This is a genomic window from Paenibacillus radicibacter (assembly GCF_024721995.1).
Taxonomy (GTDB): domain Bacteria; phylum Bacillota; class Bacilli; order Paenibacillales; family NBRC-103111; genus Paenibacillus_AM; species Paenibacillus_AM radicibacter.
On record NZ_JANQBC010000009.1, the window covers coordinates 22,941 to 39,595 of the forward strand.

Below are 16,655 nucleotides of genomic sequence, written 5' to 3' on the forward strand. Positions count from 1 at the left end.
TCCTCCTAATATATTTTCTGAATAAATAAAATATATATAAAAAGGAATATTCTTGTCAAGGAATATTATTCATTTTAATAAAAATAGCCGACCTAAGGTCGACCGTCTGAATTCTTCTTAAACCAATTCATAGGATTCAATTGTTTACGATAGCGCTTCATTACTTCTTTACCAAAGATGATGCCTCCTACGAAGAACGCAACTTCACCGAGCACGATGAATATTGGAGTAACGATCATTTTGGTATTTGTAGGAATAGGTGTAAACGCTACTACGGCAGCAATACCATATAGTACGAATGATAGAATGATAAGGAGCATACCTAGTTTCTTTGCTTGTCTTTTCGGTTTATGAATGGATTCATGATTACTATGTTCACTCATTACGAATACCCCTCTACCCTAGTATAGTTGGTCATTAATCACAACCTTGCATCAAACTAATACGTTGAATTATCAGACAAGTTTCATGGTGTTTCAGCTATACAAATAAAAAAACCGGCAACTACTAAATCGAGTAATTGTCGGGTTCATTTTCTACTTTTTGAAAAATACGGGATAGTTCCTCGGGCAACAGACGATTAACTTCGTCATGATTAAGTCCATAATAACTCCATGTACCTCTCGTTTCTTTCACGTTAAGCATTTTCATCCATTAAATGTGCTAAGAAACCCTTTGCTGCCGCGGATAATGGAACATCCTTGAGTGTGGCTATCCCGATGTGTCGCTCTGGAACTCGTGGTACGAGCGGAATTTCGATGAGATTTCCCGCTTCTAACTCTTCAATAATAAACTCACGCACGGCAAATGTCAGCCCGAACCCGCTTCGCGCAAATTGTACAAGCAAGTCCACACTGCCAAGCTCAAACTCAGGATTCAGCGTCACCCCATGTGATGCAGCATACTGATCGAGATAACCCCGCGTACTCCCACCTTTTTCAAGTAAGAGGATCGGATATTGATTGAGTTCTTTTAGTAAGAATGGCTTCTCTGTCAGATGTACGAATTTCGAGCTGCCAACCAAACAGTCTTGTTGTAGAGCGCTTTGGTAAAAATGTAGCTTCGTATCCTCAGCAGGAAGATTCACTACACCGAAGTCAATTATGCCTTCTTTTAATAGAGCAATCGTCTCCGGTGTAGTCCGGTTCGTAACACGAATCTTGATCTCGGGGTATTGCTTGTGAAATTGCTCAAGAAACGGTAGCAAGTAATGTTTACATAGCGTATCACTTGCACCAATATTGATTTCACCAATAAGCAAATTGTGCATCTCGGACATTTTCTTCTCACCAAATTCAATCAATTGCATGGATTGCTCCACAAACCGATAGAGTACCTCACCTTCAGTCGTTAACGTCACACCTTTGGAAGTACGGAAGAACAACTGACCGCCAAGACAGTTTTCTAATTGCTTAAGTGTATGGCTAACAGCTGGTTGAGTAATACTAAGTTTCTTGGCAGCGCTCGTAACTCCACCAAGCTTTGCCGTCCAGTAAAATACGCGATACCACTCTAAATTAATACTCATATGTCATTACCTCTATTTATGGGAGTCATGATTAATAACAATTATACTTATGATACATATTAAAAGTATAATCAATTATGTACGAAACACAAGAACTTGACGGAGGCGATTCAATTGACGGTTACAGCGATAGTAGGAGCAAATTGGGGAGATGAAGGTAAAGGTAAGATGACGGATTATCTCTCTGCTGAGTCATCCTATGTTGTACGTTACCAAGGCGGGCGCAACGCAGGACATACGATCATTAACGACTATGGGAAGTTCGCGCTACATATGTTACCATCAGGCGTCTTTCACCAGAATGTAATGAACGTAATCGGACCTGGGGTAGCACTTGATGTGGATGCCTTTTTTACAGAGCTAAATGAAGTTATCGATAGAGGAGTACCGAAGCCGCGTGTTAGTGTGTCCAATCGTGCACAGATCGTACTTCCTATTCACCGCTTATTCGATGAGTTAGAAGAAAAAAGATTAGGCGATCGTAGTTTTGGTTCAACCAAACAAGGGATTGCGCCTTTCTATTCCGATAAATATGCGAAGCTTGGTATTCAAGTAGCAGACTTGCTTAATGAAACAAGACTACGTAGCAAGCTTAAGCAAACGTTGGAAGCTAAGAACGTTCTTCTTGAACATTTATATAAAGAAAAACCAATTCAAGTTGATGAACTTGTCGCTCACCTATTAGAACTTGGTGAACAATTACGCCCATATATCTGCGATACAACTGTGATGTTGCAAGAAGCACATGCACGTGGTGAGAACATCTTGTTAGAAGGCCAACTGGGTGCTCTGCGTGACCCAGACCATGGAATCTATCCATTCTCAACATCGTCATCCACACTTGCTGGATTTGCTACTGTTGGTGCAGGCGTACCCCCTCATGCAATCACACGAATTATGGCTGTTACCAAAGCTTACTCAAGCTGTGTAGGATCAGGTCCATTCGTGATGGAACTTGAAGGTGATGAGGCACATGAACTTCGTATCCGCGGTGGTGACGCTGGCGAATTCGGAGCTACAACAGGTCGACCGCGCCGCGTTGGCTGGTTTGATGCGGTAGCAACTCGCTATGGCTGTATGGTACAAGGGGCTACTGAGATTGCTCTTACGAACCTCGACGTTCTAGGCTATCTGGATCGCATTCCAGTATGTACAGGATATAAATTGGCAGATGGTACGGAAACGCAGAACTTCCCTGTAACAGCAGAACTCGATGATGCGACGCCGATTATTGCGTATATGGACGGTTGGAAAACCGATATCTCCGACGCGCGTTCATTCGAAGATCTTCCAGCAGCTGCACAAAAATATGTGGAGTTCATCGAATCCGCGATCAAAGTGAAAGTTGCCTACATCTCTGTAGGACCTAAACGTGATCAATTGATGATTAGATAAGAGTAATCGCTCTCGATATAAAGAACAGAGTTAAGTCTCCTTATGGATGAACTTAACTCTGTTTTTTTTGCATGAAAGTAATGATCCCACCACACTTGATAAATCTATAAATTCAGTTTGTTTTGACTATTTTCATAGAATTGTTATACAATATCTACCATGTCTGTTTAGAAAGGAGAGCTTATTCATAATTTATGAGATTAACGATATGACTAAATGGAGGGACTTCATATTAAAAGCAAATGGCTATTAAGTTTCGTGCTCCCTATTCTATTAACAACGGGTTGCATAGACAAAGAAAGTAGTGTTACAACGGCAGAGTCTAAAGAAAGTTCGCAGCAAACGGCACAACAATCGTCAAATCAAACTTCACAACAGACACAAGCAACAGCCCCCCTATCCAAGGAGGAGTATGTTAAAGCGATTGGTGCTTATCATGCTGAAATGGGGAAAGAGCTACAAACTTTTTCGATTGAATCAAAAGATGGTAAATCACCTAATTACCTACAACGTAATAAAGAGCAAATTGATAAACTTAAACTGGTTATCAAAAAATACATAAGCTTAAATCCACCAAATGAATTCAAAAAAATTCAGGACTCTAATTTAGAGGCTATGTCTTACTTTGACAAAGGTCTAGACGAGCTTTACGATGCAGTAGTGAAAAGAGATCAAGATGCTCTTGATCGTGCAAGACTCACGCTTACTAAAGGACAGGACTTATGGTACTATGCCTTCGCACAATTACAATTAACAGAAGATATACCTGTACTTGATGGAACTATAACTACAAAAGACCAGAAAGAACTCGATAAAAACGCTGGGATTGATCGTGACTCTGTACTCAAGAACATCTCTCAAAATGGACAAGAACTGATTGGACAATGGGGAGTTCAAAAAGATGATAAATTTCAAGTGCTGATTGTTCTGAATGCAGACGGTTCTTACAAACGATACAAAGACTATCCCGATGAAAGCAGTATTCTGAAAGGAAGATGGGAATACAATTATTTAAGACGGATCCTCACATTGTATAATGACGAAGCCTATGAGAATGGAAAATCGATTAAGGACACAACACGACCTAAAATCGAATTAGACGTACAAGCATTTAATCATACAACCATTCAGATGATGAATAAAGAAACCACGAATACGATGAAATACACGAAGGCTGGATCTACGGTTTCGAAAAGGAAATGAAAATTATTTATGATAACGGTAAAGAAATTATAGTAGAACAAAATTAATAAATTGGTAATGAAGAAGCCTATCCTCTTAGCAAAGGACGGCTTCTTCTTTTTGTCGAATCGTACTTACTAATTGGATTTCAGAGCCTCTTCAAAAGCACTCCCTATCTTCTCCGCATCCGCTGATACGGCTAACAACACATAAGGACCAATTGTTTTCAGGACATGACTTTGTATAAGGGCATATTCTTCTGGTCGATAGTCTTTGAACTTCGTGGCTTGTGCTTCCATTCGTTTCTTTATCTGCTTAGTCACATTCCCCACCTGTTCCACTTTCTTAGTTCGGATAACTAGTAATTCCTGTGCTTCAACGTTCGATGAGGCTGTATACAGAGCAAAATCCTCTATCTCATCGCTATTGAGATGATACAGCTTTTCGAGCTTGTCTCGATCCCCTTCTTTCATCTCCCCGAGTTTTACACTCTGTTTCATATGCTCAACGATTTCTTGTGATGAGGCATTGCGAATACTCTCTACTTCATTCGAACAGCCTATTAACACCACTACAGTAAGTATGAATAGCTGCGGGAGCCCCCATATCCATTTGGTTCCATGTTTATTATTCATTAGAGCTTTCATCTCCCTGATCTCCTTTCTACTATGAATGCATATAGGTTAAATTACGAATTGATTCGTCGGTCATGAACGTCTGGACATTATAAAGTGTTAACATCGTGTCGATCTGACGATCTTGGATCAATTGCTTCAAATCCCTTTCAAAGTATCTCAAGTCCACGACATCAATTTCGCTATAATGTGCTGTTAGAAAAGGTACTAAACTGTTGGCATAAGAGTCTTTTACGATAAGCAATTTGCCAGCGTTTTGATGCTTGGTCGTTATTCGGACTAATGCATGATTACCATTTAAGAACACCGCATACTTGTCCTTTTTGTTCAAATGATCCATTTCATACAAGGAATCGGACATTTTCGCTTCCTCTACATATTCAACCGATATGTCTTCTTTGCTCTTCGGAACGAAGATTTCTAGAGGATCTGGCTTTACATTTCTAAATCCACTTTTAGAATACAAAGTTCCAAAAAATTCATCTGAAATTGTGGTCACATCGAATGAGGATTCATCCTGCGGTTCAAACCCTATATCCTTCGCCAGCTGATGATAAGCATAATAAGCGCCCCGCGTTGTCCAATGATGATCGGTTTTATAATAAATCGGTTGTTCCTTCTGCGCCCGAAGTGCAGGAAACACATCAATAATGCGAATATTTGAATTCAGTTGTTTATGCACGAGATCACGATACTTCATCTCTTTTAGATCGAATACATGATTCGGCAGCTTTTCGGGTAATACGCTAATTGCTGTTGGAACTAACATCATGAATTGGTTCAGATCAGGAAACTCACTTGCGAAAGAGTTTATCGCTTGTACTTTATCATTCAAGTCCTTGCGATTAGGAGGTGTAAATTGCTGAATCAGGTAGCCATCCCTACCCGCGTAAACACCGTTGTTCTCTTTTTTACCGATTGCAAGATCGCTGCTCGATTTCACACCAATCCATAAGTCTCTTGCCGCGAATTGATCCGAGATGTACGTTTCGTAATTATTCGTAAATTTTCCAGACATTAAGCTTTGCCAGGAGAACTCCGGTAATTGCTTCAATACACGATTCTCAGATTCTGAGAAGTGCCTGCTTGGTGTTACTATATTTAATACAAAGATCGTACCGATCGATAGGAGTAATAATATTACCGTCACTGCATGTGTGTAAGTCAGTCGCTTCTCCACCTTAACCCCTCCTTTCAGAAACGGAAATATAAGAATGGATTGTAAGTTTCGTTAACCAGATAGGCTGTTGAAACCATTAAAAATCCGAGATACATGACAGGGATAGCGAAGTCCACAACTCTAAACTTACTTTGAAGCCACATCATAAGTTTCCGCGGGTATGGTGTTGCGCACAGAGCTAGAATGATCAACAAGAATAGATTGGTCGATAATCCATACCAACTTGCCTCATTAGAAAGCGAATGGTTCCCCATACCAAACATCGTTTGGATATAGCTGAACGCGGACGATAAGCTACCCATTTCAAAAATCACCCACCCGATCATCACGATCATGAGCGTGTACACATGTGCTAAGATTCGAGGCAATTGTTGCAACCAACGTAGTAGAAAAAGCTTCTCCATCGTGACAAACAAACCGAAATACAATCCCCACACAATGAAATTCCAGCTTGCCCCATGCCAGAATCCGGTTAGAAACCATACAATCATCAGATTGCGTAGTTGCAGCTTGATTCCACCTCGATTGCCACCTAACGGAATGTACACATATTCACGGAACCATGACCCTAATGAAATATGCCACCTTCGCCAAAATTCCGTGACACTTCTCGATACGTACGGATAGTTGAAGTTTTCTTTAAAGTCGAAGCCGAACATCTTCCCAAGTCCGCGCGCCATATCCGAATAGCCGCTGAAGTCAAAGTAGATTTGAAATGTAAATGCCACAATCCCAAGCCACGCAGATAGTACGGTTAGCTCTGCCATTGGCGTCTGATGAACGCTTGTCCATAGTAAGCCGATATTATTGGCAAGCAACACCTTTTTCGCAAGACCACGAATGAACAATTCCGCTCCACTGCCAAATTTGTCCAATGTCATGGGTCGATCTTTCAATTGCTTAGCAATATCCCCATACTGAACGATCGGACCTGCAACTAATTGTGGGAACATTGTGACATATGTACCGAATGCAATCAGATTCCGCTGCACAGGGTACTTATTCAAATACACATCTACCACATATGACATCGTCTGGAACGTGTAGAATGAGATTCCTACGGGCAGCGGAAGTGATGTGATCGGAATATGAAGCCCAAGCAAGCTGTTAATATTTTCGATGAGAAAACCATAATATTTGAAAAAACCAAGTATGCCTAAATTCACTGCTATAGAGCTAATAAAAATAAATCTAGCGAGTTTTTTGCGACTACGATATTTATCAATAAGTAGCCCATTCGTATAATCGAATAAGGTCGAGAATATCATTATGCCGATATAGATCGGCTCACCCCAAGCATAGAAGACTAGGCTTGCAAGGAGCAATATCACATTACGAACAGCCCGAGGTGAAACATAATAAATTGCGATCGTCACAGGCAAGAACCAGTAGAGAAATATCAGGCTGCTGAATACCAAATCTTAACCCCTCCTGAAACCTAATGTCATCTCGTATGTTCCTGAATGAATTGAAGCAGCTTCGGATAAAACTCTGCTTTGAAATGAATACCATCCTTATCAAACAAGGTGATATTCTTCTCAACCAACTGCGTTAAATCCAAATATTCGACCTTTTTAAGTTCCGCTAATTCCTTCAGTGCTTCGTTATACGATTTGATACTCTTGTAACGTGGTTCTGCCTTCTCTGCATCAATCGTTACCGGTGTGACCGATAGAATGGTAATCTTGGAACCCGGCAGTTTCTCTTTAATATTATCTAAAAGTTTGGCATAGTTCGTAATCGAGAACTTCTGTGGGTCTTCTGTCGGCCATAGAATATCATCTGAACCAAGACCAATATAAACTTGCTTCGGACTTCGGCTTACTAAGTCTGATATATCATCCAATGCGAATAGCGCCGTCCCACCTGCTTTACCCATTACATTCTCCTCCTTTAGCACATCGTGAAACGACAATGCTTCAATGATCGAATCACCTAGAAAAACATGATCTTGAAATTGGGTTTTATAATTCTGATCCTTGGCATCGCTTGCATCAGCCGCCATCTCCTGAATAGCAGATTGCAGTTCTTGCCCGCCATTATTACTGCCACAAGCAGGCAACATAACGATAACAAGCCCCATTACTGAGATCGTGACCACTTTCTTAAGCATACGAATCTTCCTCTCTTCGTTTCGATATCTTTCTTGCTCATTAATTTACTTGTGTGAGATCAAGTTCAAATGCAGATCAAGATCATAATAGATAAAGATTGCTTGTAAAATAAAAAAAACTCCATCCCAATCGGGGCGGAGTTCAGTTTGAATAGAAGTCGTTTATGGTTTTAGCTGTACTTCAACACCACTCTTCTCTTCGTACAATTGATAGAACGCTTCTCCAACAAATCTAGAGTTAAAAGGTGTATCTTCTTGAACGAAGCCGCAGATCGTGACTGTACCTACGAAGATTCCATAGGCTGCAAGCTCCTCATTCAGACTGAATGCCAAGTTCCGAATTGCTGCTTTACCCATACTTAGAGATGCTAATGAAGCTTGCGGATAAAGTCCTAATCCTCCACCTGTAAACAAGATCGAACCTGCTCCTCGTTCTTTCAATTTCGGTAATACAGTCTGAACGGCAGTAAACGCTCCTAGTACATTAACATTAAACTCTGCGCGCAATCGTTCTTCTGTTAACTCGGTAGGGAGACCAGGATATATTGCCGCTGCGTTATATACTAGCACTTCAGGAGCGCCTTCAGACTCGATTAACCCTTCTAACGTTACTCGTAGCTCGTCCAGATTACCAGAATCTGCAATTACGCAAGTTGATGCAATGTCTTCGCTAAGTAAAGATTGTTGGACATTTAGAAGCTTATTATGATCTCTGGCAATGAGAACAGGTTTGTATCCCCGCTTACCGAACGCTTCAGCTATGCCCTGTCCATTCCCTTTTCCCGCTCCAATAATCCAGACTGCTTGGTTACCCATCGCCCTCCAACTCCTATCTAATTGTTTGTAATAAACAATGATATGAATAGCGATTTTGGATTAGAATCTTAGCTGCTTCTTTACTCTGCAAAATACTGTTCGAATATATCTTCAACGTCAGTAAATAAGTACGATTGGGATTGCGCTTGATTGTTCTTGTCCCAGAGGAACTTACATGTTTCAATTAATGTAATCGTATCCTCACACCACTTGATATACTGCACCTCTTGTTCGATTCCGCGCTTAAGTACGGTAGAACCAATCAATATTCTCGCACTCATGACATTACGTTCTTTAATACTAGCCCAACGCTCTTCAACGATTTGTTTCATCTTCGTCAGTCTTTGCATACGTTCATTCTTATAAATCTTTAGCTTTAGCAGCGCTTCTTCATAAGGAATATTGTCCATAAAGAAAGTTTGCATCAGGAAAGGATCCTTAAGCTTCGGCGTTTCAGGCGGAGTGAGTAGCCACTTCATGAGTGCTGTCTTCCCTTTTGCCGTGATAGTGTATATCTTCTTATCCGGTTTCCCCTCTTGCGGAACATGCGTACTCGTAATGAGTGCTTCTTCTTCAAGCTTGCTCAGTTCTGGATAGATTTGTGACAAATGCGAATGCCAGAAAATACTCATTAGGTCATCGAACTCTTTCTTAATATCGTACCCACTAGCTTCCCATTCACTAAGTAATCCAAGTAATCCATATCGTAAAGACACGCGAACATCTCCTCTAACCGCTTATACTTAATTCAGTTTTTGTCTGCTTCACTTCTTCTCTGTGACCCTTACCTAATTTCGGCGTCATGCTTACTCCAATGACTCCAATCAAGAAAAGCATTGCTGCAACGATTAGAATCGTGCTGAGCACTCCAATTTCTTCTAACATAAAACCCGTTAATAAGATCCCTGGCAGCGCCATTGAACTGGATAACATATGGTATAGGCTGAATGTCCTCGTATAATTCTCACTTGAGACTACGTCTTGCAAGTATGTAATGAATGTAACATTAAAGCACCCCAGTGCGATACCTTGCAGGAAGAAGAATGGTAGTATCCATACCCAATTCTCGATAACAAACAGACTACCAGTACCGAGACTTAATGCGAATAATGGCGGGATCATTAACCACTTACGATCGATATGCTTGTATAGCTTTGGTACGATCATTGCCCCTATTGCAAACCCACTTAGTGATGCTGTTCCAATAAAACTTAAATTCTCAACCCCAACAGCAAGTTGTTCTTTTAAAAAGGAGACTAAGATCAAGTCAATTGAAGTTGCGAATAGCATCGCGAGTCCTAGGAAAATAAATAGTAATTTTAACTCTCGCATGGTGAGTATGTAACGAACACCTTCTTTTACAGAGGATAATTGACTTTGCTTGTTGCTTGATTCGTTCTTAATAAATGGCTTTATTCTTCTGATAAAATAAACTGACATGGCAAGCAATACAATCGATGCAATCATTAATGTCATGGGTGCAAAAGATAGCTTGATTAGAAGTGCAGTCCCAATCTGACCAAGCACTTTAGCCGCCGTATAACCTAATTGTAGTAGACTATTAGCTCTAGGTCGATCTTCGTTGTCCACGATATGCGGGAGGAGTGATTGATTAGCAGGTATGAAGAAAAGCTGTAAGATGCTAATGATAATAAGTAATCCGTATACCCACTGATAGGCTAGAAAGGGATGAAGCAAGATAAATGCTGTTAACATCGTGATCTGAATCGTCGTTGAATAGGTCATGACTTTCTGCAACGTTTTATTGCTGATCCAAGCACCGATAGGTAATGCGAGGAATGTAATCGGTAGATAGAATGCCACATAGAACCAAGTGAAAGAGCTGCTTGTACTGGAGTGCTGCTCAATCCACTTAAGCATGGAGAAGAACATGATCGAATCTGCCAGAATACATAGAATTCTTCCTGCGAACAAATGGCGAAATGCACGATTTTCTTTAAGTAACATAATGATGTCCTACCTTTCATTAACGCTTATTGTTATTTAGAAGTATAATACCGGTGAAACTATATGTAAATATTTATATATAAAAATTTATATATATTACAAAATATGAACATAAAAAATCCCCACCAGATTTGGTGAGGAAATTTGATTACTGTTCTTGATGGAACTGCCTATTCGCTTCATAAGTTAATCGCTTGTCTTCTTCATTATCACGAATGACTTTCTGCAAAGTGAAGCTTGCCATAATGGAACAGAATACACCCATGCCATAATAACCTTTAACCGCAAATGGTTGATCCAAGTACCAGATGATCCCACCTAATGTTAGCGCTACAGATACTGCGAAGAAGACATAGGCTAAGAAAGTAAATGCAACTGTATTACGTTTGCGAGGTTGAAGATCTCCTGGCAGAACTTTCTCTTGCTTGTCTTCTTCATTATCGCGAATGACTTTCTGAAGAGTAAAGCTAGCCATGATCGTGCAGAAAATTCCCATCCCATAGTAACCTTTAACCGCAAATGGTTGGTCGAGATACGAGATTACTCCTCCTAATGTCAGAGCAACAGATACGGCAAAGAACAAGATGGACATGGCTGTGAATGCAGCTGTATTACGTCTCCTCAATGATTTTCTCTCCTTCAGTCGGTTATCTTGTCATCTCATACAAACAGAAAGCACCCCAAACAACGGTAATAGGCCAATGTTTGAGGTGCTTCCTCTAGATGATATGATTTCCATAATTATACTCAATGTGAGCTAACTTGTCACGATATTCCAATTCTCGACAAATAAATCAATGGATGGATAGCGTTCCTCTTATCCCGTTACGTACCTGTTGTGCTTATTGCAATTGGTAAAGCAGCTGCTTCCGCTCACGCAACATCACGGTTCATCGTTGAACAAACAACTGTATGGAATGGGTTCTAATTGAACTCTCTTCAAATTAATATCTGCAAAAAAACACCTGAACCACTGCCATAAGCCTCAGTTGAGGTGTTACTCATCGCTATAAGTTATCAAAAAGACTTGTCAACAAGTCTCTTCCAAACTTATGATGAAATCTAGTAAATAGATTCAACAAGAGATGGAGAGAACACCTATGACCTATTCCGTTATTTTTGATATGGATGGTACATTGTTTCAGACGAATACGATACTAGAGCCAGCTTTAGAAGAAACATTCAATCACTTTAGGAGTTTGAACTTGTGGGATCAGGAAACACCGATTGAAACGTATCGCAAGATTATGGGTGTACCCCTTCCAGTTGTGTGGGAACGTTTAATGCCTGATCATTCTGAAGCGATTCGTGAGCAAGCCAATGTTCATTTTTTACAACAATTAATTGCCATCATCTCAGTTGGTAAAGGCGAATTGTATCCTCGTGTAAAAGAAACCCTGCAACATCTAGTCGATCATAATTACAAGATCTATATCGCAAGCAATGGGCTTGTTGATTATTTACAAGCAATCGTAAACTACTATGAGCTTGATAAGTGGGTAACTGAGACATTCAGCATTCAGCAAATTTCCTCGCAGAATAAATCAGATCTTGTTCAACACATCAAGACAAAATACGGCATCACGTATGGTGCTGTCGTTGGAGATCGTCTCTCTGATATTAACGCCGCAAAAGATAATCAACTCACTTCGATTGGCTGTCGATTTGATTTTGCCCAAGAAGCTGAGCTTGCCCAAGCCGATGTTGTCATCAATAACTTCGATGAGCTTCGCACTGTCTTACATGAGCTGCATAACAGGTCCTCACTTGTTTAATAAATAATGGATCAATGTTGTTAAACGCAAAGAAGGCATCACTGCAGATGCCTTCTTTTTTGCTGGATTATTTTTCATTAAAACGTAATCTACATAACTGTTATCTGCGATCTCTCCAATATTCGATCAATCTCCTGCATCTGTGAAGCCGTTAACGCACCTTTCTCCACAGCTCCTGCTAATTCCGCTACTTGCTTTCTCGTCTTAAAGCCCGGAACAGGTAAGGTCACAGCACTTCTACCCCATATCCAAGCGAGCGCACCTTGCACAGTCGTTCGATCACTGCTCGTTAGAATCTCTTTAACAGCTTCAAGCTGCTCTAAGAATTCAGGGATTGGTTTCCCATTTTTAAAATAGCGTACCCACTCGTGACTGCTGCCTCTTACGTCATCTTCTGACAAAATCGAATTGGCATTAAACTTGCCGCTAAGTAGTCCCATTGCAAGCGGAGAATTGTTGATGCTTACCATCTCACGTTGCTCGCAGATTTCAACCATGTGTGGATCATCATGAAGCACATTAAGCGAATGCTGAATAGCAGCGCCAGAAGATTGAACAGCAAATTGTTCCGCTAGACTCATGTCCCACGTACTCCAGCCATACGAACGAATCTTGCCTTCTTGTACAAGATCATCCAGCGTTACGATTACACTGCTGATCTCATCGTCATTTAACTTTCCTACATGGATCTGATACAAGTCAATATAGTCTGTACCAAGCCGCTGTAAGGAGCGTTCGCATGCATATCGTACATATTCGGGCGACACATCATACTTACCGAATACTTCCTTCGTTGCTTCATTATTCGTATAGCCAAATTTTGTTGCAACCACAACTTGATCTCGCTTTCCTTGAATCGCACGTCCAAGTACTTCCTCACTGTGACCGACACCATAGGCATCCGCCGTATCGAAGAACGTAACCCCCATCTCAATCGCAGTCTGAATCGCTAAGATCGATTCCTGATCATCCACATTTCCCCAACCATCTGGTATCCCATCTAATGTAAACAATCCTCCAATTGCCCAACAACCAAGACCAAGCGGCCCTGTCTTAATACCAGATTTACCAAAGTTTCTTTTCAAAATTAATTCCTCCTTGTTGCTTATGTATACGTTTAGTATAGTGAAAGCAACGGGTTACCCTAAGGTCCAATTTGTCACTTTATTTAGGAACCAATTTTCAGGAGGATATCTATGTACGGCATTTATATTGATCGTCAGTCTCCCCACTCTGCGCTTCGGCAAATTTGTCAGCAATTAAGAAACCGAATCGAAGAGGGACTATTAGAAGCGGGTACTAGGCTGACGTCCACTCGTCTGCTCGCGAAAGAACTAGGAGTCGCCCGCAATGTCATCATTGAAGTATATGAGCAACTGACTGCCGAGGGATATCTCGAAACTCGTACAGGCTCAGGAACTTATGTAGCCGAAGTGCAATTTACAAGCTTCGCAACTAAATCGAATATACCTAACACAATGCCAGTAATTAATGAATCGAACATACGTTCTGTCGATGCGAATATCATCGATTTTGCAAGCGGCGTACCGTCTTCAGAACATTTTCCTAATAACCACTGGATTAGATGTATGAAACAGGCTGCTGAGCAGATGTCTACTCACAATTACGGCTTCGGTCATATTCAAGGGCTCTCCGACTTGCGTTTAGCGATCAGCCAATATTTATTTCGTGCCAAAGGTATCGAAGTCGACCCGAACCAGATTGTGATCGTAAACGGCGCTACCGAGGGCTTTCTATTAATCGCTAAAGCACTCTCCCCTCAGTATCAATCCATTTATATCGAGAATCCGACGATAGACTTCACAAGAGATATTTTTGAACAAATGAATTATTCACAGGTTCCTGTCGACGTAGATAACCAAGGCATGAATATGGATAGAATCACGCCGCTTGCGCCTAATCATCTCATTCTTGTTACACCGTCGCATCAATTCCCGACTGGCAGTCTGCTATCGATTCAGCGAAGACATCAAGCCATTCGTCTCGTAGAGGAAGCTGACACTTACTTGATTGAAGACGACTACGATAGCGAGTACAGACTTCGCGGAGCACCTGTTCCTCCACTTCAGACACTTGCGCCATCACGTGTTCTGTATGTGGGTACGTTTAGCAAGACCTTACACCCAAGCCTTCGCATTGGCTTTCTAATTGTCCCGCCCCAGTTAATGACGAACATTCTACATACCAAAGAAAAACTTAACATCTTCACGCCACTCATTATTCAACGTGCACTTTCCACTTTCATCTCAGAAGGACACTTTGAAAGTCATGTATATTCCATGAAAAAGCTATACAAGAAACGCAGAGCCTTACTCATCGAAATGCTCCAAAACACGTACGGAGAAAAAATGTTTGTATTGGGTGATGATGCCGGTTTGCACCTTCAGCTTCAATTCCACTTAAGTGCACTCCGAGACCTCCCTTGGCATGATACGCTCGCCTACGGCTTCAGAGTCGAACGAACCGATGAATACCTGTCTCCCGCGAATCAGAATCACACGCATCAACCCGGTATTTTGATCATATACGGAAATTTATCAGAAGCTGAGATTATTGAAGGTGTAAAGCGTATGGCAGCATTCACGAACTCCCTTACAACACAGCAAAAAAGCCGCGACTAATCGCGGCTCCACCAACTCATCTCTGCTACTCATTCAAATACGTCATTACACGGTTCTGAATGATCTTACCTGTCTCTTCACCAGACTTATGTCCTGCGAAATACGCTTTGGATTCTTCAAAAATAATCGTTACGATCTTCTTGTCAATTTTCGATATCGCCCCCGCTTCACCAATCACATCATGAACGGCTTGCACTTCTTCATCTGTTAGCGGTTTGGGTACAAATCCAGTTAGCAATTTAACACTTCCTTGTTTCAACGCATCTTGTATACCGTTTAGTTGCGCATCGATAGCCGCTTTATTAATCGGAATGGCTTTAAGCTCCGAAGAAGATTGCATCTCGGGTGATAACAAGAATTTCAGGAACTTCCACGCTTCATCTTTCACTTTCGTCTTGGAATTCATACCAAGCATCATCGACGAGCTAAATGCAATTCCTTTGTCATCTCTAGAAAGCGGCTTACGATACACTTTACCGTTGCCATCGTATACACCCTTCGGATACAGGATCAGATTCTCAACTGAATTGGCACGCCATTGCGAGAAGAATTGTTCACCCCAAGTGGCCGATTGTTCGGAGAATACATTATCGTCATACATCTTCTTAATTTGAGCAAGTAAAGCTTGGAATTCTGGACTATCAAAGTGCGACTCTAATTTCTGTTGATCTACATACTTGCCATAATCATCTCTCAAAAAATCGACTAACATGGAATCTGGCGATGTATTGGTCATGATGTATTTATCTGGCTTGCCATCTCCATTCGCATCTTTAAGCAATTTCTTGGTTAACTCCGCGAACGAATCCCAGTTCCAAGTCTTATCATCGATTTTCACTCCTGCATCTTTCAGTGAGGCGCTATCGCCAAGCATCATATGGAGCGAGAAGCCAAGAGGCATCGCATATACGCCATTACGTACCTGTGCAGATTCCCATATGTTCGATAAATACTCATCAGACTTGAATGTTTGATCTTTAGTTATCATGTCGTTTAAGTCGATAAGTGCTTTTTTCTCCACATACTTCCCATAGGGCAGATCCTGCAACGAGATGAGATCGGCACCTTTTCCAGACAATATTTCAGTGTTTAATGTGTTCAAGTATTTTTCAAAAGATAATTCATCCATTGCAAGCTGCGCGCCGCCATCCGCAGAGGCTGCCGTGTATTCTTTCAATTGAATATCAATATCAGGGTTTACTTCCTCGAATTTCTGTTCCGCTAATTTCAAGAATGGATCAGCTTGTCTGACTGACAGGGTGACAACAGTCTTTCCATCTGCACTCTTACCTTCTTTCGCAGAATCCGTGGAATTCCCACCGCTGCATGCTGTCATCGTGACCGCAACAAGTGCACTCATGACAGCTAAACTTGCTTGCTTTCTAGTTCTCATCTTGCACTCTCCTCTCCCATGTCTATCT

Annotated in this window: 16 protein-coding genes and 1 pseudogene; 4 read left to right on the plus strand and 13 right to left on the minus strand. The window is 41.1% G+C overall.

Annotation, left to right across the window (positions count from 1 at the left end; genetic code table 11):
* Positions 1-92 precede the first annotated feature (92 nt).
* Entirely contained in the window at positions 93-383 is a 291-nt protein-coding gene (locus tag NV379_RS16430; protein WP_258208421.1) for a transporter suffix domain-containing protein, read from the minus strand.
* Positions 384-637: 254 nt separating this feature from the next.
* On the minus strand, positions 638-1,528 hold the full coding sequence (locus tag NV379_RS16435) for a LysR family transcriptional regulator (protein ID WP_258208422.1): 891 nt from the start codon (positions 1,526-1,528) through the stop codon (positions 638-640).
* 114 nt (positions 1,529-1,642) lie between these two features.
* On the opposite strand from NV379_RS16435, the gene NV379_RS16440 reads away from it, so the two are divergent.
* Together NV379_RS16440 and NV379_RS16445 are read left to right on the plus strand one after the other, a co-directional pair.
* Complete coding sequence (locus tag NV379_RS16440; protein WP_258208423.1) at positions 1,643-2,923, plus strand: adenylosuccinate synthase; 1,281 nt, start codon at positions 1,643-1,645, stop codon at positions 2,921-2,923.
* 216 nt (positions 2,924-3,139) lie between these two features.
* On the plus strand, positions 3,140-4,126 hold the full coding sequence (locus NV379_RS16445; RefSeq protein WP_258208424.1) for a DUF3994 domain-containing protein: 987 nt from the start codon (positions 3,140-3,142) through the stop codon (positions 4,124-4,126).
* Between the two features lie 116 nt (positions 4,127-4,242).
* Here the strand turns inward: NV379_RS16445 and NV379_RS16450 are convergent, their stop codons facing one another.
* The 9 genes and pseudogenes from NV379_RS16450 to NV379_RS16490 all read right to left on the minus strand — a co-directional run.
* Positions 4,243-4,740, minus strand: a complete 498-nt coding sequence (locus NV379_RS16450; RefSeq protein ID WP_258208425.1) for a DUF4358 domain-containing protein — start codon at positions 4,738-4,740, stop codon at positions 4,243-4,245.
* 31 nt (positions 4,741-4,771) lie between these two features.
* Positions 4,772-5,920 carry a DHHW family protein gene (locus NV379_RS16455; RefSeq protein WP_258208426.1) on the minus strand — a complete coding sequence of 383 codons (1,149 nt, stop codon included), beginning with the start codon at positions 5,918-5,920 and terminating at the stop codon, positions 4,772-4,774.
* A gap of 14 nt (positions 5,921-5,934) precedes the next feature.
* The gene (locus NV379_RS16460) at positions 5,935-7,338 is read right to left on the minus strand and encodes an MBOAT family O-acyltransferase (RefSeq protein WP_258208427.1); all 1,404 of its coding nucleotides are present in this window, start codon (positions 7,336-7,338) and stop codon (positions 5,935-5,937) included.
* A 26-nt stretch (positions 7,339-7,364) separates the two neighbouring features.
* Entirely contained in the window at positions 7,365-8,033 is a 669-nt protein-coding gene (locus NV379_RS16465; RefSeq protein WP_258208428.1) for a GDSL-type esterase/lipase family protein, read from the minus strand.
* 162 nt (positions 8,034-8,195) lie between these two features.
* Positions 8,196-8,849: an SDR family NAD(P)-dependent oxidoreductase gene (locus tag NV379_RS16470; RefSeq protein ID WP_258208429.1), complete on the minus strand. Its 654-nt coding sequence runs from the start codon at positions 8,847-8,849 to the stop codon at positions 8,196-8,198.
* A gap of 80 nt (positions 8,850-8,929) precedes the next feature.
* A complete protein-coding gene (locus tag NV379_RS16475; RefSeq protein WP_258208430.1) occupies positions 8,930-9,565 on the minus strand; it encodes a PadR family transcriptional regulator in 636 nt (211 codons plus the stop codon).
* Positions 9,566-9,578: 13 nt separating this feature from the next.
* A complete protein-coding gene (locus NV379_RS16480) occupies positions 9,579-10,817 on the minus strand; it encodes an MFS transporter (protein WP_258208431.1) in 1,239 nt (412 codons plus the stop codon).
* Positions 10,818-10,965: 148 nt separating this feature from the next.
* Positions 10,966-11,229, minus strand: coding sequence for a YiaA/YiaB family inner membrane protein (locus NV379_RS16485; protein ID WP_258208700.1), 264 nt, complete (start codon positions 11,227-11,229; stop codon positions 10,966-10,968).
* Between the two features lie 39 nt (positions 11,230-11,268).
* A pseudogene (locus NV379_RS16490) lies at positions 11,269-11,409 on the minus strand (YiaA/YiaB family inner membrane protein); the annotation flags it as partial.
* Positions 11,410-11,917: 508 nt separating this feature from the next.
* Between NV379_RS16490 and NV379_RS16495 the strand changes: the two are divergent.
* Complete coding sequence (locus tag NV379_RS16495) at positions 11,918-12,592, plus strand: HAD family hydrolase (protein WP_258208432.1); 675 nt, start codon at positions 11,918-11,920, stop codon at positions 12,590-12,592.
* Positions 12,593-12,681: 89 nt separating this feature from the next.
* Here the strand turns inward: NV379_RS16495 and NV379_RS16500 are convergent, their stop codons facing one another.
* Positions 12,682-13,677: an aldo/keto reductase gene (locus NV379_RS16500; protein WP_258208433.1), complete on the minus strand. Its 996-nt coding sequence runs from the start codon at positions 13,675-13,677 to the stop codon at positions 12,682-12,684.
* Between the two features lie 111 nt (positions 13,678-13,788).
* Here NV379_RS16500 and pdxR point away from each other — a divergent pair, with 111 nt between their 5' ends.
* Positions 13,789-15,234 carry a MocR-like pyridoxine biosynthesis transcription factor PdxR gene (gene pdxR / locus NV379_RS16505; RefSeq protein ID WP_258208434.1) on the plus strand — a complete coding sequence of 482 codons (1,446 nt, stop codon included), beginning with the start codon at positions 13,789-13,791 and terminating at the stop codon, positions 15,232-15,234.
* 25 nt (positions 15,235-15,259) lie between these two features.
* On the opposite strand, the gene NV379_RS16510 is transcribed toward pdxR, so the two are convergent.
* Positions 15,260-16,627, minus strand: coding sequence for an ABC transporter substrate-binding protein (locus NV379_RS16510; RefSeq protein WP_258208435.1), 1,368 nt, complete (start codon positions 16,625-16,627; stop codon positions 15,260-15,262).
* Between the last annotated feature and the right edge of the window lie 28 nt (positions 16,628-16,655).

Excerpts from the sequence above, each read along its gene's own strand:
- NV379_RS16430 (WP_258208421.1), bottom strand. The coding sequence starts at position 383 with ATGAGTGAACATAGTAATCATGAATCCATTCATAAACCGAAAAGACAA.
- NV379_RS16435 (WP_258208422.1), bottom strand. The coding sequence starts at position 1,528 with ATGAGTATTAATTTAGAGTGGTATCGCGTATTTTACTGGACGGCAAAG.
- NV379_RS16445 (WP_258208424.1), top strand. The coding sequence starts at position 3,140 with ATGGAGGGACTTCATATTAAAAGCAAATGGCTATTAAGTTTCGTGCTC.
- NV379_RS16450 (WP_258208425.1), bottom strand. The coding sequence starts at position 4,740 with ATGAATAATAAACATGGAACCAAATGGATATGGGGGCTCCCGCAGCTA.
- NV379_RS16465 (WP_258208428.1), bottom strand. The coding sequence starts at position 8,033 with ATGCTTAAGAAAGTGGTCACGATCTCAGTAATGGGGCTTGTTATCGTT.
- NV379_RS16470 (WP_258208429.1), bottom strand. The coding sequence starts at position 8,849 with ATGGGTAACCAAGCAGTCTGGATTATTGGAGCGGGAAAAGGGAATGGA.
- NV379_RS16480 (WP_258208431.1), bottom strand. The coding sequence starts at position 10,817 with ATGTTACTTAAAGAAAATCGTGCATTTCGCCATTTGTTCGCAGGAAGA.
- NV379_RS16495 (WP_258208432.1), top strand. The coding sequence starts at position 11,918 with ATGACCTATTCCGTTATTTTTGATATGGATGGTACATTGTTTCAGACG.
- pdxR (WP_258208434.1), top strand. The coding sequence starts at position 13,789 with ATGTACGGCATTTATATTGATCGTCAGTCTCCCCACTCTGCGCTTCGG.
- NV379_RS16510 (WP_258208435.1), bottom strand. The coding sequence starts at position 16,627 with ATGAGAACTAGAAAGCAAGCAAGTTTAGCTGTCATGAGTGCACTTGTT.